Genomic DNA, 14,715 nt, shown 5'->3' with positions numbered 1-14,715 from the left:
ACATCAGTCAGTCTGTAACTGGCTGAGCGACTGAGCCACCAGCGTGCTGATGGTATCCACATCCACAGCAGCCAGATTTACCTCTCCGGCCCGCGCATTCTCAGCCGCCTGGATCGGATTACGGGCGCCGCACAAGGCATAGGTAATGCCCGGCTGTGACAGCGTCCAGGCAATGACCAGCTGCGCAACCGAGATGCCATAATCGTTAGCCAGCGGCGTGACCAACTGGCAGAACTGCTGCACTATCTGACGGTTTGGCTGAGAAAATAACGGATTCGACAACCGCTGATCGTCGCCGTCAAACCTACGGTCGGCAGAGATTTTTCCGCTCAGCAGACCAAGTGCCAGCGAGGAATAACTCAGGCAGGACACCCCGGTGGCGCGGGTATGCGGCAACAGGCTCTGCTCAAGCTCACGTTCTATCATGTTGTACTTTTCCTGCACCGCATCGACGGTGCCGAACTGCTGATAATGCTTCAGGCCTTCCAGGCTGATATTGCTGACACCAATCGCGCGGATCTTGCCCTGTTGTTTCAGCTCCATCAGGGTCGCCATGGTTTCTTCAATCGGTGTGGTCGGGTCCTGCCAGTGGGTGATGTAGAGATCGATATAATCTGTCCCCAGACGACGCAGACTCTGTTCCAGTTCGTACTGAATAGCATCGCGGCCAAGATAACGGTGTACCGGTTTGCCTTCTTCATCGAAGAAATGGTTGCCTTTCTGAGTGTGCCAGACCAGGCCGCATTTGGTGGCCAGCACCACTTTATCGCGCTGGCCCTTGATGGCTTTACCAACCAGTTCTTCCGAGCGGCCCAGTCCGTATGCCGGGGCCGTGTCAATCAGCGAGACACCGCAAGTGATCGATTCCTGAATCGCGGCAACGGCCTCCTTTTCATTGGTGCCACCCCACATCCAGCCACCCATAGCCCAGGTGCCCAGGCCAATCACCGAGGCATCAATACCTGAAAAACCTAACTGTCTTTTGTTCATGGTCATCCCTCTCAAGTTAACAATTCTTCTATGTTTCAATATGCATCGAGCACACCCTGTGCGGTCGATTCATCAGTGATCAGTGTATTGAGAAAACCGCCGCGCAGCGCAGCAGCAATCGGCATCACTTTTTCAGCCCCGGCTGCGACGCCGATACTGACCGGGATCTGGCGCATTTCCGCCAGCGACAGGCCGACCAGCTTGTTGTTCAGCGCCGGAATGCAGGCCGAGCCGGACTGGTCATACAGATGCGCAAAGACTTCCCCTTTGCACTGGCTCTCTGCCACCAGGGCTTTTTCGCCGTTGATCCAGTGACGCAAGTCAAAATAGCTTTCGTCGCCTTTCGCCACCGCGCCGATGCCCGCCAGCGCAATGTCGGCGTGCCGGGCCATCTCCAGCACTTCCTTGGTGGCCCGCATGTTGATCAGCATGTCGCGGTCCGATTGCGTATCTGCAAACAAGGGCGCATGAAGCTGCATCGAGCGGCCTCCCAGCTTTTCCGCCAGCGCCGAGGCCAGGTAGTTCACATCGGTAAAATGCGTACCCTGCACCCCGCCGGTGGCCGGCACTACAGTCACCTTCATGCCTTTAACCGGCTTCATCACGTCGACGATGGTGGCCAGTGCCTTGCCGCCGCTGATGCAGATGACATCATTCTTACGCAGGGTGTCCTGTAAAAATTCCGCCGCCACTTCCGCTATCTGCGTAAACCCAACGACAGGATCATCGGCATAGGACGGACAAAGTACCGCTTTAGGCAGACCCGTACGTGCCATCAGCTGCTTTTCCAGCTCCATTACCCCCATGTGCGGAATGTTGAGGATAATTTCGACCAGCCCCTCTTCCCGCGCCTGACGGATAATGCGGTTCACCTTGGCCGGTGACAGATCCAAGCTTTTCGAGATCTCCGCCTGGCTGCGATTCTCCTTGTAATGCGAGAACAGCACCTTGCTCACCAGACGGGAGACATCCAGGCTTTTCGTTGTGGTTTGCATAGGTTCAGCCCTCTCAGGATTTGGCTTTCGACTTCTGGTGCAAATGGTGATCCGCCGCCACAGCCGCCAGCAGGATCAGTCCTTTAATGAACTCCTGCCAGTACACAGACACATCGAGCAGAATCAGTGAACTGGACACCACACTCAGCAGCGCTATCCCCAGAATTGCTCCGAAGATGGTGCCTTCGCCGCCTTTGAGGCTCGCGCCGCCGATCACCGCTGCTGCAATAATGTTCAGCTCCAGCCCGACCCCGAAGTTGGGCGTTGCCGCACCGAATTTCGACATATAGATGATCCCGGCCAGACCGCAGAGCGCGGAGGACAAGACGGTGACGTACAGCTTCACCTTGTTGGTGTTGACGCCTGAATATTGCGCGGCTTTCTCGTTACTGCCGGTGTAGAAAATCTTGCGGAAGGCTTTGGCATTTCGCAGCAGGAAGTCGCTGATAATGATCACCACAAAGAAAATGATGATAGAGAACGGCACTCCGAACAGGGTTCCCTGACCGACAAACTTAAATTCAGGCGGCAGAGTGAACAGCGAAATGGGCGTGCCCTGGGTGATGATCATGCTGGCACCCCGCGCCAGCCCCATAAAGGCCAGAGTGACAATAAAGTGGTGCAGGCCCAGCCGCGTGACGCACAGCCCCATCAGCCAGCCAATGAAACCACTGAAACCAATGGAGGCCAGGCTGGCCAGCCAGGGGTTCATGCCCAGCATGAAGAGCTTGGCGGCGAACACCATGGCCAGACACATCACCGCGCCGACCGACAGGTCAATCCCGCCGACAATCAACAGCATAGTCATGCCGACTACCACAATGCCTTCGGTGGAAAACGACAGCAGCATGGCTTTCATATTGGCCCAGGTCAGAAAATACGGTGAGGCAAAGCTCATGCCGATAAACATCGCCACTATGATGAGGATCAGCGTGAATTCCCGCATCTGACTGACACGCACCAGCGCATCACGGAAGGAACGTTTTTTACCGGTCACCGAAGTGCCGGGTGTAGATACATGTTCAATAGTCATTATTATGTTCTCCTGCATTACGCCTGTACGGCTGCCTGCGTCAGTTCCGCGGAACCGGACGCAAGGTGCATGATATTCTGCTCAGTAATGTGATCCCCAGTCAGCAGCCCCATCTGACGCGACTCGCGCATCACCATGACTCTGTCACTCAGGCCGATGACTTCCGGTAATTCTGAAGAGATGACAATGATGCCGACACCTGTGTTTGCCAGATCGCGGATCAGTTTGTGAATTTCAGATTTTGCCCCCACGTCAATGCCCCGGGTTGGCTCATCAAGAATGATGAGCTTAGGGTTCACCGACAGGATTTTAGCCAGGGCGACTTTCTGCTGGTTGCCCCCGCTGAGCGACGACACCTTATGATGCAGGCTGCCGCTTTTCAGGTTCAGTCTGTCGGTCAGGGTCTGGGTTTGATCAAATTCCTTGTCTTTGCTGATCAGACCGTGCTCAGACACCAGTTCCAGCTTGAGCGCAGAGACATTAACGGCAATGGATAAATCCAGAAACAGACCTTCTTCTTTACGGTCTTCCGAGAGATAAACAATGCCTTTGTCTATCGCATCGCGATAACAGTTAATGGTGATCGGCTGGCCGTTGAATCTCAGCTTGCCGCGCTGTTTGGTGTGCAGGCCGCACAGGCCCTTGACCATTTCAGAACGCCCGGCACCAATCAGACCGGCGACGCCAAAGATTTCGCCCTGGTACACCTTAAAATCAATGTCGTTAAATCTGTGGCCGTCTGACAGGCCTTCAACGTCGAGGATCACAGGATTGTTCTCGACCTGACCCTGACATTTCGGCGGATACAGGTTGGCAATTTCGCGTCCGACCAGGCTCTGAACAATCGCCTGCGGTGTGGTGTCCTCTATCCGTTTGGTATGTATGTAATGACCGTCGCGGAACACGCTGACCCGGTCGCACTGCTCAAAAATCTCCGCCATGCGGTGACTGATATAAATGATGCTGATCCCCTGTGCTTTCAGTGTCTGCATAATGGCAAACAGGATGTCGGTTTCCTGATCCGTCAGCGCCGCTGTCGGCTCATCCAGGATCAAAATTTTGCAGTCCAGCACCAGAGCTTTGGCAATTTCCACCAGTTGCTGATTAGAGATAGTCAGATCAGACACTTTCTGTCTTGGGTCTATATCGGCCAACTGACTGACCACCTCGTAGGCTTCGCGATATAAGGTTTTGTAATCCACCAGCCAACCATCCGAGCTGTTGATTTTCGCCATCATGATGTTTTCAGCCACTGACACATCAGAGCAGAGTGCAATTTCCTGATGGACAAACCCGATGCCCAGCTTCTGTGCTTCTAACGGACTGCTGACCACCACTTTTTCGCCATTGATAAACATTTCCCCGCTGTCCGGCTGGTGTATGCCGTCGATGATTTTCATCAGCGTAGACTTACCGGCACCGTTTTCACCGGCAATGGCATGCACTTCACCGGGCAGTAAATCGAAGCGGATATTATTCAGCGCGGTTGTCGAACCAAAGGTTTTGGTCACATTTCGGATCTCAAGCACTGGCGTTGTGTTGGACGTTTCCACCGTCTCTCCTCCATGAGTATGCTGAGGGAAGAGGCCCGGATACCGGGCCTCAGCAGGGTAGGACTTACTCGTTGATACCTTTAGTGCCGCGTTTCGACAGGTACTTATCCCAGTAGAAATCATCAGCATTGGCTTTGGTGACGATAGAGAAACCGTTATCGACGAACGGCACGCTCATTGGGTTATACCCGGCACGGTCATGATCGTTCATCGGATCGATCAGGCCGGGATGCGCCGCCATATACAGCAGCATCATGCCCATGTAGCCCTGCATACCCTGGTTCGGGTTCACCGCACCGAAGATTTCACCTTGCTTGATCATGTCGAGGATCTTGGCGTTCACGTCGGCATTGAACACACGGATTTTTCCGCCCAGCTCTTTGGCTGCCTGCGCTGCGCCCATGGCAGAGGTTGCTTCAGGCATAAAGACAGCGCCCAGGTTCGGGTGCGCCTGTGCCATAGTCATCAGAGAGTTATAGGCTTTGGTGGCATCGGTATTACTGGCCGCACGCGAGACCAGCTTCATGTCAGGCCATTTTGATTTCATGCGCGCAATAAAAGCACTCACGCGTCGGTCGTGGTTATCCTGGCCCGGGTTCTCCAGCACCGCGTACTCACCTTTACCGCCCATGTCTTCCGCCACGGCATCGGCGGCGAACTTACCTTCCTGATAGTTATCAGAGGTAATAAAGGACACCCGCTTACTGTTAGGTGAATCCGCTGCAAAGGTCACAACAGGAATACCCATTTCTGCCGCCCGGTTAATGGGTTCAATAAAGGGATCCGGGTTCATGGGGTGCAGCAAGATTCCGGCCGGTTTCTTCGCCAGTATCTGCTCAAATGACGCGAGCTGTTTATTCACATCGTATTCCGGCGTGCCGGTATAGACAGTTTTACAGCCCATTGAACGTGCTGCTTCCTTCATCATTTCATAGACAGGGAACCAGTACTCCACACCGGACACCATCACGTTCATGTAATAGGTTTCACCCGGCTTACACTTGAACGCCGTTGGCGCTTTGGTTTCAGCCATAGCTGGTGAGGTAGCGGACAGAATGGACAGTGCAACAGTGGCGGTAACCATCTGAAGCGATTTCTTCATGACACGTAACTTGCTCATCCCACTCTCCTTTGTTTGGGGGATTACGAACTTTCAACCTACTGCCACCAGCTTGTGATACCGCGACCAAGCTTCAGATTGAGAAATAAACCAGTGAATGAAATATTTTTGCTCTCCGTGAAAGATGTTTACTAGATGTTAAAGATATTTCATTTGAGTTAAATTTATGCACAAAATACGACCGAGTCAAATTAAATTGATATCAAAAGTCTCATTTTGACTCAACAATCGCGATTGCTGTCCAGCTCTTCTATGGCAAGAACGATTTATGATAGCGAGCATTTAATCGCTAACAGGCTGATAACCAGTCAATTTATTAACAATACTAACAATAAAAACAGTCAGGCCTGCGCTGATCCACGACAAAAAAATGAGAGTACTAAAGCGTGAAGCGCCTCACTGTTTATTTTCATTCCGCCGGGTCTTCAACCCAAAAGTCATGTCACAAAACACTACCATCGCCTCAGCGAACTGATTACACTGACAATCTGTTTTGTTAACACATATGTCAGGATGTATATGTTGGATTTCACCTTACTAAGCGCATTTATCCCTACTTTTTTCTTTGTTTCTATTACACCCGGTATGTGTATGACACTCGCTATGACACTGGGGATGAGCATTGGTGTTAAACGCGCACTCTGGATGATGGTGGGTGAATTGCTTGGTGTGGCTCTGGTCGCCATTGCCGCTGTGATGGGGGTTGCCACAGTTATGCTGAACTATCCTCAGCTTTTCAGTGCCCTTAAATGGGTTGGCGGTGCTTACCTGTTCTGGCTGGGCATCAACATGTGGCGTAACCGGGGCAAAATGTCGCTGAACCTGGAAACGCCTACGGTGACACAGCGCGGACAGCTTATTTCTCAGGGATTCATCACGGCTATTGCCAACCCTAAAGGGTGGGCCTTTATGATCTCTCTGCTGCCACCTTTCATTAACATTGACATGCCGATGGCACCTCAAATGGCAGGTTTGCTGGCTGTCATTCTGATGACAGAGTTCGTGGCCTTACTGGTTTACGCCAACGGCGGCAAGAGCCTGCGGCTGTTCCTGACCAAAGGGGACAACCTGCGTTATCTCAACCGCATTGCCGGCACGTTAATGATGGGTGTGGGTGTCTGGCTGGCGCTGGGCTGAACCAGATAACAAATGGAAATCGTCAAAATGATGCCGGCATTTGTTCGGCATTTTTTATACCTGCGTCTCGTCAAAAATTCGTCACACGCCACTAATCCCCTGAACTTCAGCGTCAAAAACCCCTCCATTCAACGCCATTACTATGTCCGACCGCAGTTTTTTGCGAGCAATATCACTTTCCATTGAGCAACGATGTGCATTACAATCTGTTGGTCGTCAAAAAACACACGAAAAAAGGAAAAAAAATGTGTTGTGATTCCCCTGATTTAATGCGGGTTAAACGTGCCATCTGGCAACGATTGACCTGTAAAGCCATCTACCTTTGTAAAAACTGCAACAAGAAAACGAAAGTCTAACGCTGCATCAATCAGATTCCGGCCTTCTGAGTTCCTCTCCTTTTGAGCTTTACCATTCATTTTCAATGGGAGCAAAGCTCCCATTAACGCCTGAACGAACGCCTGAACACTTCCTGTCCTCTTCCCTCTTACCCAGCTTACACAGTCCCGATACTTCATGCGCAATGTCTTGTTTAAAAAGTCTAAAAAGCAAAAAACCGCTACGCAAAGTCAATTTAACGTCACGTAGCAGTCAGCTTTATGTCACCAAGAAAACCGATGTGATATCTGTCACACTGATAAGTAAGGGGACGGATTACACTGGCGGCATCCGTCTCTGTTGAAAGATCTGAGGGAACAATGTGTTGCGATAATCCAATGCTCTACCGTGTGAAACGAACACTATGGGAAAAGTTTACCTGCCGTGCAATCTACCGCTGCAAGACATGCAATACGAAAATGAAAGTGTGAGGAAAAGGACGGCTGGCTTTACCAGCGGCTTGTCGCGCTGAACACCATCAACCGCAGCAGCAGATGCTATGTTTGAAACATGGTGGTAAAACACTACTGAGGCCAATATGCGCTTCCTGCCTGCTTACTTACTGGCACTGATATTAACAAGTTGTTCGCTGACAGACGGCTTTAGTCCCAACACGGTCAATGGCGTGCCCAATATCAGTGTCACTGAATCAAAAAATGCACGTCAGCACTTAGACTCAGCGACCAGATTGTTTACCGTCGTGAGGGAATTACCTTCGCTGGACTGCTGCGATGAATTACCCGTGCTTTTTACCCTCTCCCGCGATGATGTGATCGCAGAACTATCGTCCGGGCGCAGTTTCGTCAAACTGATAAAACTCACCCCTCACCTCAGACGGCAAGATCTGATATTGACAAGCCTCGTCAGCCAGACTGTCTTTGCCCCTCAAGTGCAGTTTTATACCGAAGATTTCCTGCTGATCGACAGCCTGACAGCCTATCGCTACCGCCCTTTCTCCTATCAGGAGCCGGATAGACTCGAAATCACCCTGCCTCTCAGTTTGTACCATCCTCCGGTTCACTATGTACTGGTTTACACCAGCCAGAGCGAAATGGACACCTACACCCCCTTGCTTGACATTGAATCCAAGTATGATCGCAACCTGGGTCTGGATATCATGCCCCGCCCCTGGTTCATTGCCCCACACGCACCAACAGGAACGCTGATTTTGAACCGTGCCAAATAATCGGCCTCAGATGACATCCATGATTATTGGTCGTAACGCCAGCGCGGCGGAAATGTCTGGTTCATCACCAGTGAATCGTCCACCAGTTCAAACTGCAGTTTTGCTTCGTTCTTTGAGACATGATCCACAATTAGGCAAGCCTCAAAGATCGACCAGTTAAAATCGACTGTCACAGTGACCTTTGTTCCCGCAATAACAATGTCTTTTATCGTCATCGAATCCGGCACAATGCTCATGTGCCGATCATCCGTCCAGGCCAGTTGATGAAGCAATGGCTGAAACTCACTTTCCGCCGACTTCACCGCCGCGTTAATCTGCGCATCACGATCCGGCAACTCAGTATTGAGTGCCAGTACCAGCGATAAAACTTGATCACTCATAATGTGTCCTCGTCTCTGTCATCACAATCAGCATATCAGTAAACAGCGAGCAAGGCGCTCACCTTAAATTGTCTGTGAATACCTCACGATCCTTGTGCCAGCCGGCAAAGCAATCGCCAGCATGCCCTCCCCAAAATCAGCGACTACACTCAAGTCATCTGTTCTGTCGATTTGCAGGTACTTCTATGGATAACAAAGAAAAAGAGGCGGGGATTTTACAGGCTCTGGCTGTGCGCCTGGAATCTCAGCGTTTACCCAGAGCATTAGCCATGAAAAAGCGGGTAGACAATGGTGAAACCCTGAATGAACATGATATTCAATTTCTGAAAGAAGTCTTCGAAGATGCTCAGCGCATCATGCCTATTGTTGAGCGCCACCCCGAGTGGCAAAACCTGGTCACGAGCCTTATCGGGCTGTATCAGGAAATCACCAGCAAAGCGCTTGAAAATGAAGAGCATCAAAAAGGCAAGACTTAGCCTTCGATGAGCGATTGCACCACCGTTCTCTGTATCTAACCGCGTAGAACAAGCCGCAAAGAAAAAGCCCCCACCGAAGTGAGGGCTTACTGATTCCATCAGCCAATCATACGTTCGCAGCTTTGGTCATGCTCATTGAGCAATACCGTCTGCGCACGTTTAAAGAAGTTAAAATCGGTCGCGGTCGCGCTGGTGTAAGCGCCCATCATGCGGCCGATGATCACATCACCGTTATCCAGTTTCGGCAGCATGATATTTTCAGCGATCACATCAATGCTGTCGCAGGTCGGGCCGGCCAGTACACTCGGCGCGTACTCACCATCCTGCTTCAGAGTCACCAGCGGATACTGGGCGTCGTCAAACATCAAACCACTGAACGAACCGTAAATCCCGTCGTCCAGGTAATACCACATCTGACCGTCACGCTCAGCCTGCCCCATCACAGACGCGACACTGGTGACCGACTGCGCCACAATAAAGCGGCCCGGTTCTGCCAGCACCTGAACCGTTTCAGGCAGTTCGTTCAGCGCCTCGTTAATCGGCACACAGAACTGGTCAATCGGCATCACCTGCTGCGAGTAAGAAACCGGAAAACCGCCGCCAATGTCCAGCGTGCTCAGCGCCGGTAAACCACGTTCCACCACCTGCTCCATCACTTGCTTACAAGTGCGGATCGCATCAACGTATTTCTGCGGATGCAGGGTTTGTGATCCCACATGGAACGACAGGCCTTTGATACGGATATTCCAGGCTTGAGCCGTTTCAATAATCGTCAGCGCCTGCTCCGGTGAACAACCGAACTTCTTCGACAAATCGGCAAAGGCCTCAGCGTTACGGAAACTCAGACGCACCAGCAATTCAACGTCGTTGTGATACGGTTTGAACTTCGCCAGCTCGTTCAGGTTATCCACCACAAACACAGTGCAGCCGTACGCCAGCGCGTCGCGAATATCAGCGTCACGCTTAATCGGGTGGGTGTGAATAGTGCGCTCGGCAGGGACACCTTCCTGCGCCACCAGATCCACTTCACCACTGGTTGCCAGATCAAAACTGGCCCCTTCTTCGAGCAAAGTTCTCACCACAGCCGGGTGCGGCAGCGGCTTGAGCGCGAAGTGAAGGGTCACATTAGGCAGCGCATTATTGAGCGCACGGTACTGCTGGCGAATCACATCGCAATCGAGCAGTAATAACGGCGCACCGAACTGTGCCACTGAAGATTCAATCAACTGAACCTCGTCAGCCGCCAGAGTCTGAGCGGTGAAAGAATGAAAATCTAATACAGAGTGAGCATGAGCCATAGCTGGCCTCCAACAATCGATAGCACTTTTCATCCGCGATGATGAAAAGTGGAGCGTCAAAAAAAGCGCACAAGCGCAGTCAAAGTCACTCTTGGATAGTTGCTCTATCGCCTTGCCACAATATCAGCTGTGATGTACTCGGATTGGCTATCATCAAGAAGCGGCGCGATAGTAAAGTCATCATGTTTTCCGCGCAATAAAAAATTGGGCGCTCAACACAAAAAATTTTTGTGGTGACGATAGCATTTTATTATGGTGGGTTTAGGTGGTGTGTATTGGTTTGTCGCGCCTGGATTCAGCGCCCCATTCAGCATTTTCTTATGCGCGCCAGATACTCTTTTTAGGCCAAAAGAGTATCCAGAAATGCCTTTTGGTTCTCTGGTGTTGTCCGGGCCGGTTGTAGGCGCTCCCGGCGCCGACAACCTGAAAATTCATCCATGAATTTTTCCCTGGTGTGGGGTTTGCTTGAGCTGAAGTAAACGCGGTACTTCGGAACCGTTTAGCAGCAAGCATGTACTTACTCAGCGAGATTTTTACCCAAAGCGTTTTAACCTCTATGTTCTCATCTGGTAACGCAGGGATATGTAGTGGTATGTCGCGCGTAACCTCAGAGCACACCTCAGCATTTTCTTGTGCGCGCCAGATACTCTTTTTAGGCCAAAAGAGTATCCAGAAATGCCTTTTGTTCTCTGGTGTTGTCCGGGCCGGTTGTAGGCGCTCCCGGCGCCGACAACCTGAAAATTCGTCATGAATTTTTCCCTGATGTGGGGGATTGCTTGGGCTGAAGTAAACGCGGTACTTCGGAACCGTTTATTAGCAAGCATGTACTTACTCATCGAGATTTTTACCCAAAGCGTTTTAACCTCTATGTTCTCATCTGGTAACGCAGGGATATGTATTGGTATGTCGCGCGTAACCTCAGAGCACACCTCAGCATTTTCTTGTGCGCGCCAGGTACTCTTTTTAGGCCAAAAGAGTATCCAGAAATGCCTTTTGGTTCTCTGGTGTTGTCCGGGCCGGTTGTAGGCGCTCCCGGCGCCGACAACCTGAAAATTCGTCCTGAATTTTTTCCTGATGTGGGGGATTGCTTGGGCTGAAGTAAACGCGGTACTTCGGAACCGTTTAGCAGCAAGCATGTACTTACTCAGCGAGATTTTTACCCAAAGCGTTTTAACCTCTATGTTCTCATCTGGTAACGCAGGGATATGTAGTGGTATGTCGCGCGTAACCTCAGAGCACACCTCAGCATTTACTTGTGCGCGCCAGGTACTCTTTTTAGGCCAAAAGAGTACCCAGAAATGCCTTTTGTTCTCTGGTGTTGTCCGGGCCGGTTGTAGGCGCTCCCGGCGCCGACAACCTGAAAATTCATCCTGAATTTTTCCCTGGTGTGGGGATTGCTTGGGCTGAAGTAAACGCGGTACTTCTCGCTCTGCTATCAAATGTGATAACAATCGCGAGTTGAATAGTGGCGAGGAAGAAATCTTAACCCCGCTGGATGTGACGTTCGCCGAGCGGCCAGAAAGGAACACCCGCCACAATGGCCTGAATATGGACTAAATTTAGCTTTATGCTAGTCTTCAGGTGTGTTTACATCTAAGAAACTATACGCAAAGGCAGGAGAGAAACATGAAAGTGGAAACCATCAGCTATCTCAAAAAGCACGCAGCGAATCTGCCGCTTGATGAACCTATGACGATCACACAGAACGGGAAACCAGCCTATGTGATTGAGTCCTATGAAGAACGGAAGAAACGCGATGAAGCAGTCGCCTTAATGAAGCTTTTGTCATTCTCGGTTGATGACGCGAACAATGGCCGTGTGATGTCCAGTTCGGACTTCAAACAAAGAATGGCTAAACGTCGTGCTAATTCAGAGAAAAGTGATAATGATCAAGCCAGTACAGATTAATTATACCGACACTTTCGCAAACACCTTTGACGATGTCATCGACCACTTGGCACCGCATACCAGTGAATCGCAGGTATTGAAACGGCTAGAGAAAACGATAGATAAATTCGAAAATTTAGTAGGCTCAACACCTTACGCCGCCCCAATTTCACAGACCTTGCTGGATCTTGGAATAACCCTATTCAGGGAATACAACAATGACGGTTTTCGTTTGCTTTACCGCGTCATTGAGACGCAAGAGAGCACCATCATTTTCGGTGACGTCTTCCTAACTCAGAAGCAGAATATTGAGCAGGCTTTAATTAATTATTGTCTGTTGCATAAATAACATAAGAGAGCATGATTGGGTGTCTCAGAAACAGCTAAGTAGATTATTTACCATCATTTTTGTGCTTACCGGCTTTACTGGTTGCGCACAATCTTCTGTCAATAGCACCGAGGCGGCTAAAAGATGGGATGCGCAATATGAGCATTGCACTGATATCGCTCGTGCAAATACGACCGATTTTCCTGACAATACATGGTTTGATTCACTCACCGTGGAAAGCCAAAAATCGGTCATTGGCTATTTGTATAATTACAACCAAAGAATTTGCACCGCTGAAGAAACCGAACTGCTTCGCTCTGCAATTGAATATGATCACAATAGCGATTTGAACAGTGACTACGAAGAAATCTTAACTCCTCTGGATGTGACATTTTCTGATCGACTGGAAGGGATCGAAAAGTCTGAAATCTTAAAAATTCAGGCCCAGTATTCGAAACCATTTAGCATCAGGCATGTGCTTACTCAGCTAGATCTTTATCCAAAGCGTTAAGCTTAACTCTCCACTTTCCCCCTGTGCTCTCATCTGATAACACAGGGGGAAATTTGCATATCGCGGTATGTCACGCTTCAAACTCAGCGCCTCACTCAGCATCTTCTTATGCGTGCCAGGTACTCTTTTTAGGCCAAAAGAGTACCCAGAAATGCCTTTTGTTCTCTGGTGTTGTCCGGGCCGGTTGTAGGCGCTCCCGGCGCCGACAACCTGAAAATTCATCCATGAATTTTTCCCTGGTGTGGGGATTGCTTGGGCTGAAGCAACTGCTGTGCTTCGGAACGGTTCAGCATCAGGCATGTACTGACTAAGCGAGATTTTTGGGACTGTCCTGAATTTAGGATCACCCACAGATAAAAGCTATCCGCGTTTAACGCTCCAACTCATGACCGGCTGCAATCTGCAAGAAATGCGAACGATCTTTGTACTTCGAATTTTCCTTTACCCGGTCATCTATTTTCTTCAGTAGCAGCCTGGGCAAGGTAACGTTTTTCTTTGTCGCTCCCCCCAAATAAGGCTCGATATCAATTTCAACAACACCCCATACCCAGCCCTCATATTCAGCATCACTCTGCCAGTCTGACAAAGCTCTTGGCTTCGGCGGCATATCACCATGCTCAGCCAATCCCTCTAAGTGCAAGTGAGCCGCTTCTTTAGCATTTGCCATGGCCTCTTCCAATGTATCGCCGGCAGAGAAGCAGCCTGGCAAATCAGGAAAAACCACACCATGAGTGTCATCAGAACCGCCTATTTCGATTGCAATTGGATACAACATAAGATCTCCTTCAACAATGAATCACAGAAATTAAGCGGGCTTTACAGTCCCGCCTGTTTCTTAATGGCTTTTACCAACCCCACTCCTAAATCCTTTTTCGGGTGGGGAACCGTTAGCGGCAGTTTATGGCTTGGGTGTCTAAATTGATGATGACTTCCTTTCACTCTGACCAACACCCAACCTGCTGCTTCCAGCTCTTTAATTAAGTCTCTGCTTTTCACTGCTCCTCTCTATGCATTTCACCTAGAGTTATAATAACTCTACCTCTTGACATCGGTCAAATGAAGTAACCCTAATAACCCTGAACTATGACAACAAAGTTGCTCCGGTCGATTAATCCTCACACTTACGGGGAACAGCGATACTGCGGACGTATTCAGCTGGTAACGAACGGTTCATCCCCGTACTCACGGGGAACACATCTCTTGTGTCTATATGTGAATCGATTATCACGGTTCATCCCCGTACTCACCTGTCTCTTCTACACAAATCCCCCGGTTTTCACCGGGGGATTTTTTTTGAACCATTTAGAAGAAGTTTGATCTGATCCTTACCTTTTGTTTTAGATATAACTTGTCATGTTTGTAAGTGAACCATCCGTGTGGGCTCAGAGTGTTTTCCAGAGTGCAAAGTTGGGGGATATACGCAGAACCAAACGACTTGTACAGTTA

16 protein-coding genes are annotated in these 14,715 nt (G+C 50.1%); 7 read left to right on the top strand and 9 right to left on the bottom strand.

Annotated features, from left to right (window positions below; translation table 11 throughout):
- Positions 1 to 3: 3 nt before the first annotated feature.
- The 5 genes from KCG43_RS18580 to KCG43_RS18560 form a co-directional block, all read right to left on the bottom strand.
- Positions 4 to 990, bottom strand: coding sequence for an aldo/keto reductase (locus KCG43_RS18580; protein WP_218386786.1), 987 nt, complete (start codon positions 988 to 990; stop codon positions 4 to 6).
- A 35-nt stretch (positions 991 to 1,025) separates the two neighbouring features.
- The gene (locus tag KCG43_RS18575) at positions 1,026 to 1,985 is read right to left on the bottom strand and encodes a sugar-binding transcriptional regulator (RefSeq protein WP_218386784.1); all 960 of its coding nucleotides are present in this window, start codon (positions 1,983 to 1,985) and stop codon (positions 1,026 to 1,028) included.
- Between the two features lie 13 nt (positions 1,986 to 1,998).
- Positions 1,999 to 3,018 (bottom strand): ABC transporter permease, encoded by a 1,020-nt coding sequence (locus tag KCG43_RS18570; protein WP_027251180.1) that lies wholly within the window; start codon positions 3,016 to 3,018, stop codon positions 1,999 to 2,001.
- A 17-nt stretch (positions 3,019 to 3,035) separates the two neighbouring features.
- The gene (locus KCG43_RS18565; RefSeq protein ID WP_218386782.1) at positions 3,036 to 4,571 is read right to left on the bottom strand and encodes a sugar ABC transporter ATP-binding protein; all 1,536 of its coding nucleotides are present in this window, start codon (positions 4,569 to 4,571) and stop codon (positions 3,036 to 3,038) included.
- 64 nt (positions 4,572 to 4,635) lie between these two features.
- Complete coding sequence (locus KCG43_RS18560) at positions 4,636 to 5,691, bottom strand: substrate-binding domain-containing protein (RefSeq protein ID WP_225445010.1); 1,056 nt, start codon at positions 5,689 to 5,691, stop codon at positions 4,636 to 4,638.
- Positions 5,692 to 6,213: 522 nt separating this feature from the next.
- On the opposite strand from KCG43_RS18560, the gene KCG43_RS18555 reads away from it, so the two are divergent.
- Positions 6,214 to 6,828: a LysE family translocator gene (locus tag KCG43_RS18555; protein ID WP_218386853.1), complete on the top strand. Its 615-nt coding sequence runs from the start codon at positions 6,214 to 6,216 to the stop codon at positions 6,826 to 6,828.
- Positions 6,829 to 7,741: 913 nt separating this feature from the next.
- Entirely contained in the window at positions 7,742 to 8,389 is a 648-nt protein-coding gene (locus KCG43_RS18550) for a MalM family protein (RefSeq protein WP_218386780.1), read from the top strand.
- 23 nt (positions 8,390 to 8,412) lie between these two features.
- Here KCG43_RS18550 and KCG43_RS18545 read toward each other — a convergent pair whose 3' ends face one another.
- On the bottom strand, positions 8,413 to 8,769 hold the full coding sequence (locus tag KCG43_RS18545) for a hypothetical protein (protein ID WP_192014504.1): 357 nt from the start codon (positions 8,767 to 8,769) through the stop codon (positions 8,413 to 8,415).
- 185 nt (positions 8,770 to 8,954) lie between these two features.
- Between KCG43_RS18545 and KCG43_RS18540 the strand changes: the two genes are divergently transcribed.
- Positions 8,955 to 9,245: a hypothetical protein gene (locus tag KCG43_RS18540; protein ID WP_192014505.1), complete on the top strand. Its 291-nt coding sequence runs from the start codon at positions 8,955 to 8,957 to the stop codon at positions 9,243 to 9,245.
- 98 nt (positions 9,246 to 9,343) lie between these two features.
- Here the strand turns inward: KCG43_RS18540 and KCG43_RS18535 are convergent, their stop codons facing one another.
- Complete coding sequence (locus KCG43_RS18535; RefSeq protein WP_218386778.1) at positions 9,344 to 10,543, bottom strand: type III PLP-dependent enzyme; 1,200 nt, start codon at positions 10,541 to 10,543, stop codon at positions 9,344 to 9,346.
- Positions 10,544 to 12,169: 1,626 nt separating this feature from the next.
- Here KCG43_RS18535 and KCG43_RS18530 point away from each other — a divergent pair.
- Genes KCG43_RS18530 through KCG43_RS18520 form a run of 3 tightly spaced genes read left to right on the top strand, consistent with a single transcriptional unit; the run spans position 12,170 to position 13,269 of the window.
- A complete protein-coding gene (locus KCG43_RS18530; protein ID WP_218386776.1) occupies positions 12,170 to 12,451 on the top strand; it encodes a type II toxin-antitoxin system Phd/YefM family antitoxin in 282 nt (93 codons plus the stop codon).
- On the top strand, positions 12,429 to 12,779 hold the full coding sequence (locus tag KCG43_RS18525) for a type II toxin-antitoxin system RelE/ParE family toxin (RefSeq protein ID WP_218386774.1): 351 nt from the start codon (positions 12,429 to 12,431) through the stop codon (positions 12,777 to 12,779). The genes KCG43_RS18530 and KCG43_RS18525 overlap by 23 nt, the downstream gene beginning before the upstream one ends.
- Positions 12,780 to 12,798: 19 nt before the next feature.
- Positions 12,799 to 13,269, top strand: a complete 471-nt coding sequence (locus KCG43_RS18520; protein ID WP_218386764.1) for a hypothetical protein — start codon at positions 12,799 to 12,801, stop codon at positions 13,267 to 13,269.
- A gap of 370 nt (positions 13,270 to 13,639) precedes the next feature.
- Here KCG43_RS18520 and KCG43_RS18515 read toward each other — a convergent pair whose 3' ends face one another.
- On the bottom strand, positions 13,640 to 14,044 hold the full coding sequence (locus KCG43_RS18515; protein WP_218386762.1) for a type II toxin-antitoxin system HicB family antitoxin: 405 nt from the start codon (positions 14,042 to 14,044) through the stop codon (positions 13,640 to 13,642).
- 41 nt (positions 14,045 to 14,085) lie between these two features.
- Entirely contained in the window at positions 14,086 to 14,265 is a 180-nt protein-coding gene (locus KCG43_RS18510) for a type II toxin-antitoxin system HicA family toxin (RefSeq protein WP_218386760.1), read from the bottom strand.
- Positions 14,266 to 14,622: 357 nt separating this feature from the next.
- On the opposite strand from KCG43_RS18510, the gene KCG43_RS21550 reads away from it, so the two are divergent.
- Positions 14,623 to 14,715 (top strand): transposase (locus KCG43_RS21550; protein WP_218386851.1); only part of this gene is annotated, 93 nt, incomplete at its 3' end.

Origin of the sequence: Photobacterium sp. WH24 (assembly GCF_019204055.1) — a bacterium.
GTDB lineage: Bacteria > Pseudomonadota > Gammaproteobacteria > Enterobacterales > Vibrionaceae > Photobacterium > Photobacterium arenosum.
This window is presented reverse-complemented; position numbering and strand designations above follow the sequence as displayed.

Excerpts from the sequence above, each read along its gene's own strand:
- KCG43_RS18535 (WP_218386778.1), bottom strand. The coding sequence starts at position 10,543 with ATGGCTCATGCTCACTCTGTATTAGATTTTCATTCTTTCACCGCTCAG.
- KCG43_RS18545 (WP_192014504.1), bottom strand. The coding sequence starts at position 8,769 with ATGAGTGATCAAGTTTTATCGCTGGTACTGGCACTCAATACTGAGTTG.
- KCG43_RS18530 (WP_218386776.1), top strand. The coding sequence starts at position 12,170 with ATGAAAGTGGAAACCATCAGCTATCTCAAAAAGCACGCAGCGAATCTG.
- KCG43_RS18575 (WP_218386784.1), bottom strand. The coding sequence starts at position 1,985 with ATGCAAACCACAACGAAAAGCCTGGATGTCTCCCGTCTGGTGAGCAAG.
- KCG43_RS18560 (WP_225445010.1), bottom strand. The coding sequence starts at position 5,691 with ATGAGCAAGTTACGTGTCATGAAGAAATCGCTTCAGATGGTTACCGCC.
- KCG43_RS18540 (WP_192014505.1), top strand. The coding sequence starts at position 8,955 with ATGGATAACAAAGAAAAAGAGGCGGGGATTTTACAGGCTCTGGCTGTG.
- KCG43_RS18570 (WP_027251180.1), bottom strand. The coding sequence starts at position 3,018 with ATGACTATTGAACATGTATCTACACCCGGCACTTCGGTGACCGGTAAA.
- KCG43_RS18580 (WP_218386786.1), bottom strand. The coding sequence starts at position 990 with ATGAACAAAAGACAGTTAGGTTTTTCAGGTATTGATGCCTCGGTGATT.
- KCG43_RS18525 (WP_218386774.1), top strand. The coding sequence starts at position 12,429 with ATGATCAAGCCAGTACAGATTAATTATACCGACACTTTCGCAAACACC.
- KCG43_RS18550 (WP_218386780.1), top strand. The coding sequence starts at position 7,742 with ATGCGCTTCCTGCCTGCTTACTTACTGGCACTGATATTAACAAGTTGT.
- KCG43_RS18515 (WP_218386762.1), bottom strand. The coding sequence starts at position 14,044 with ATGTTGTATCCAATTGCAATCGAAATAGGCGGTTCTGATGACACTCAT.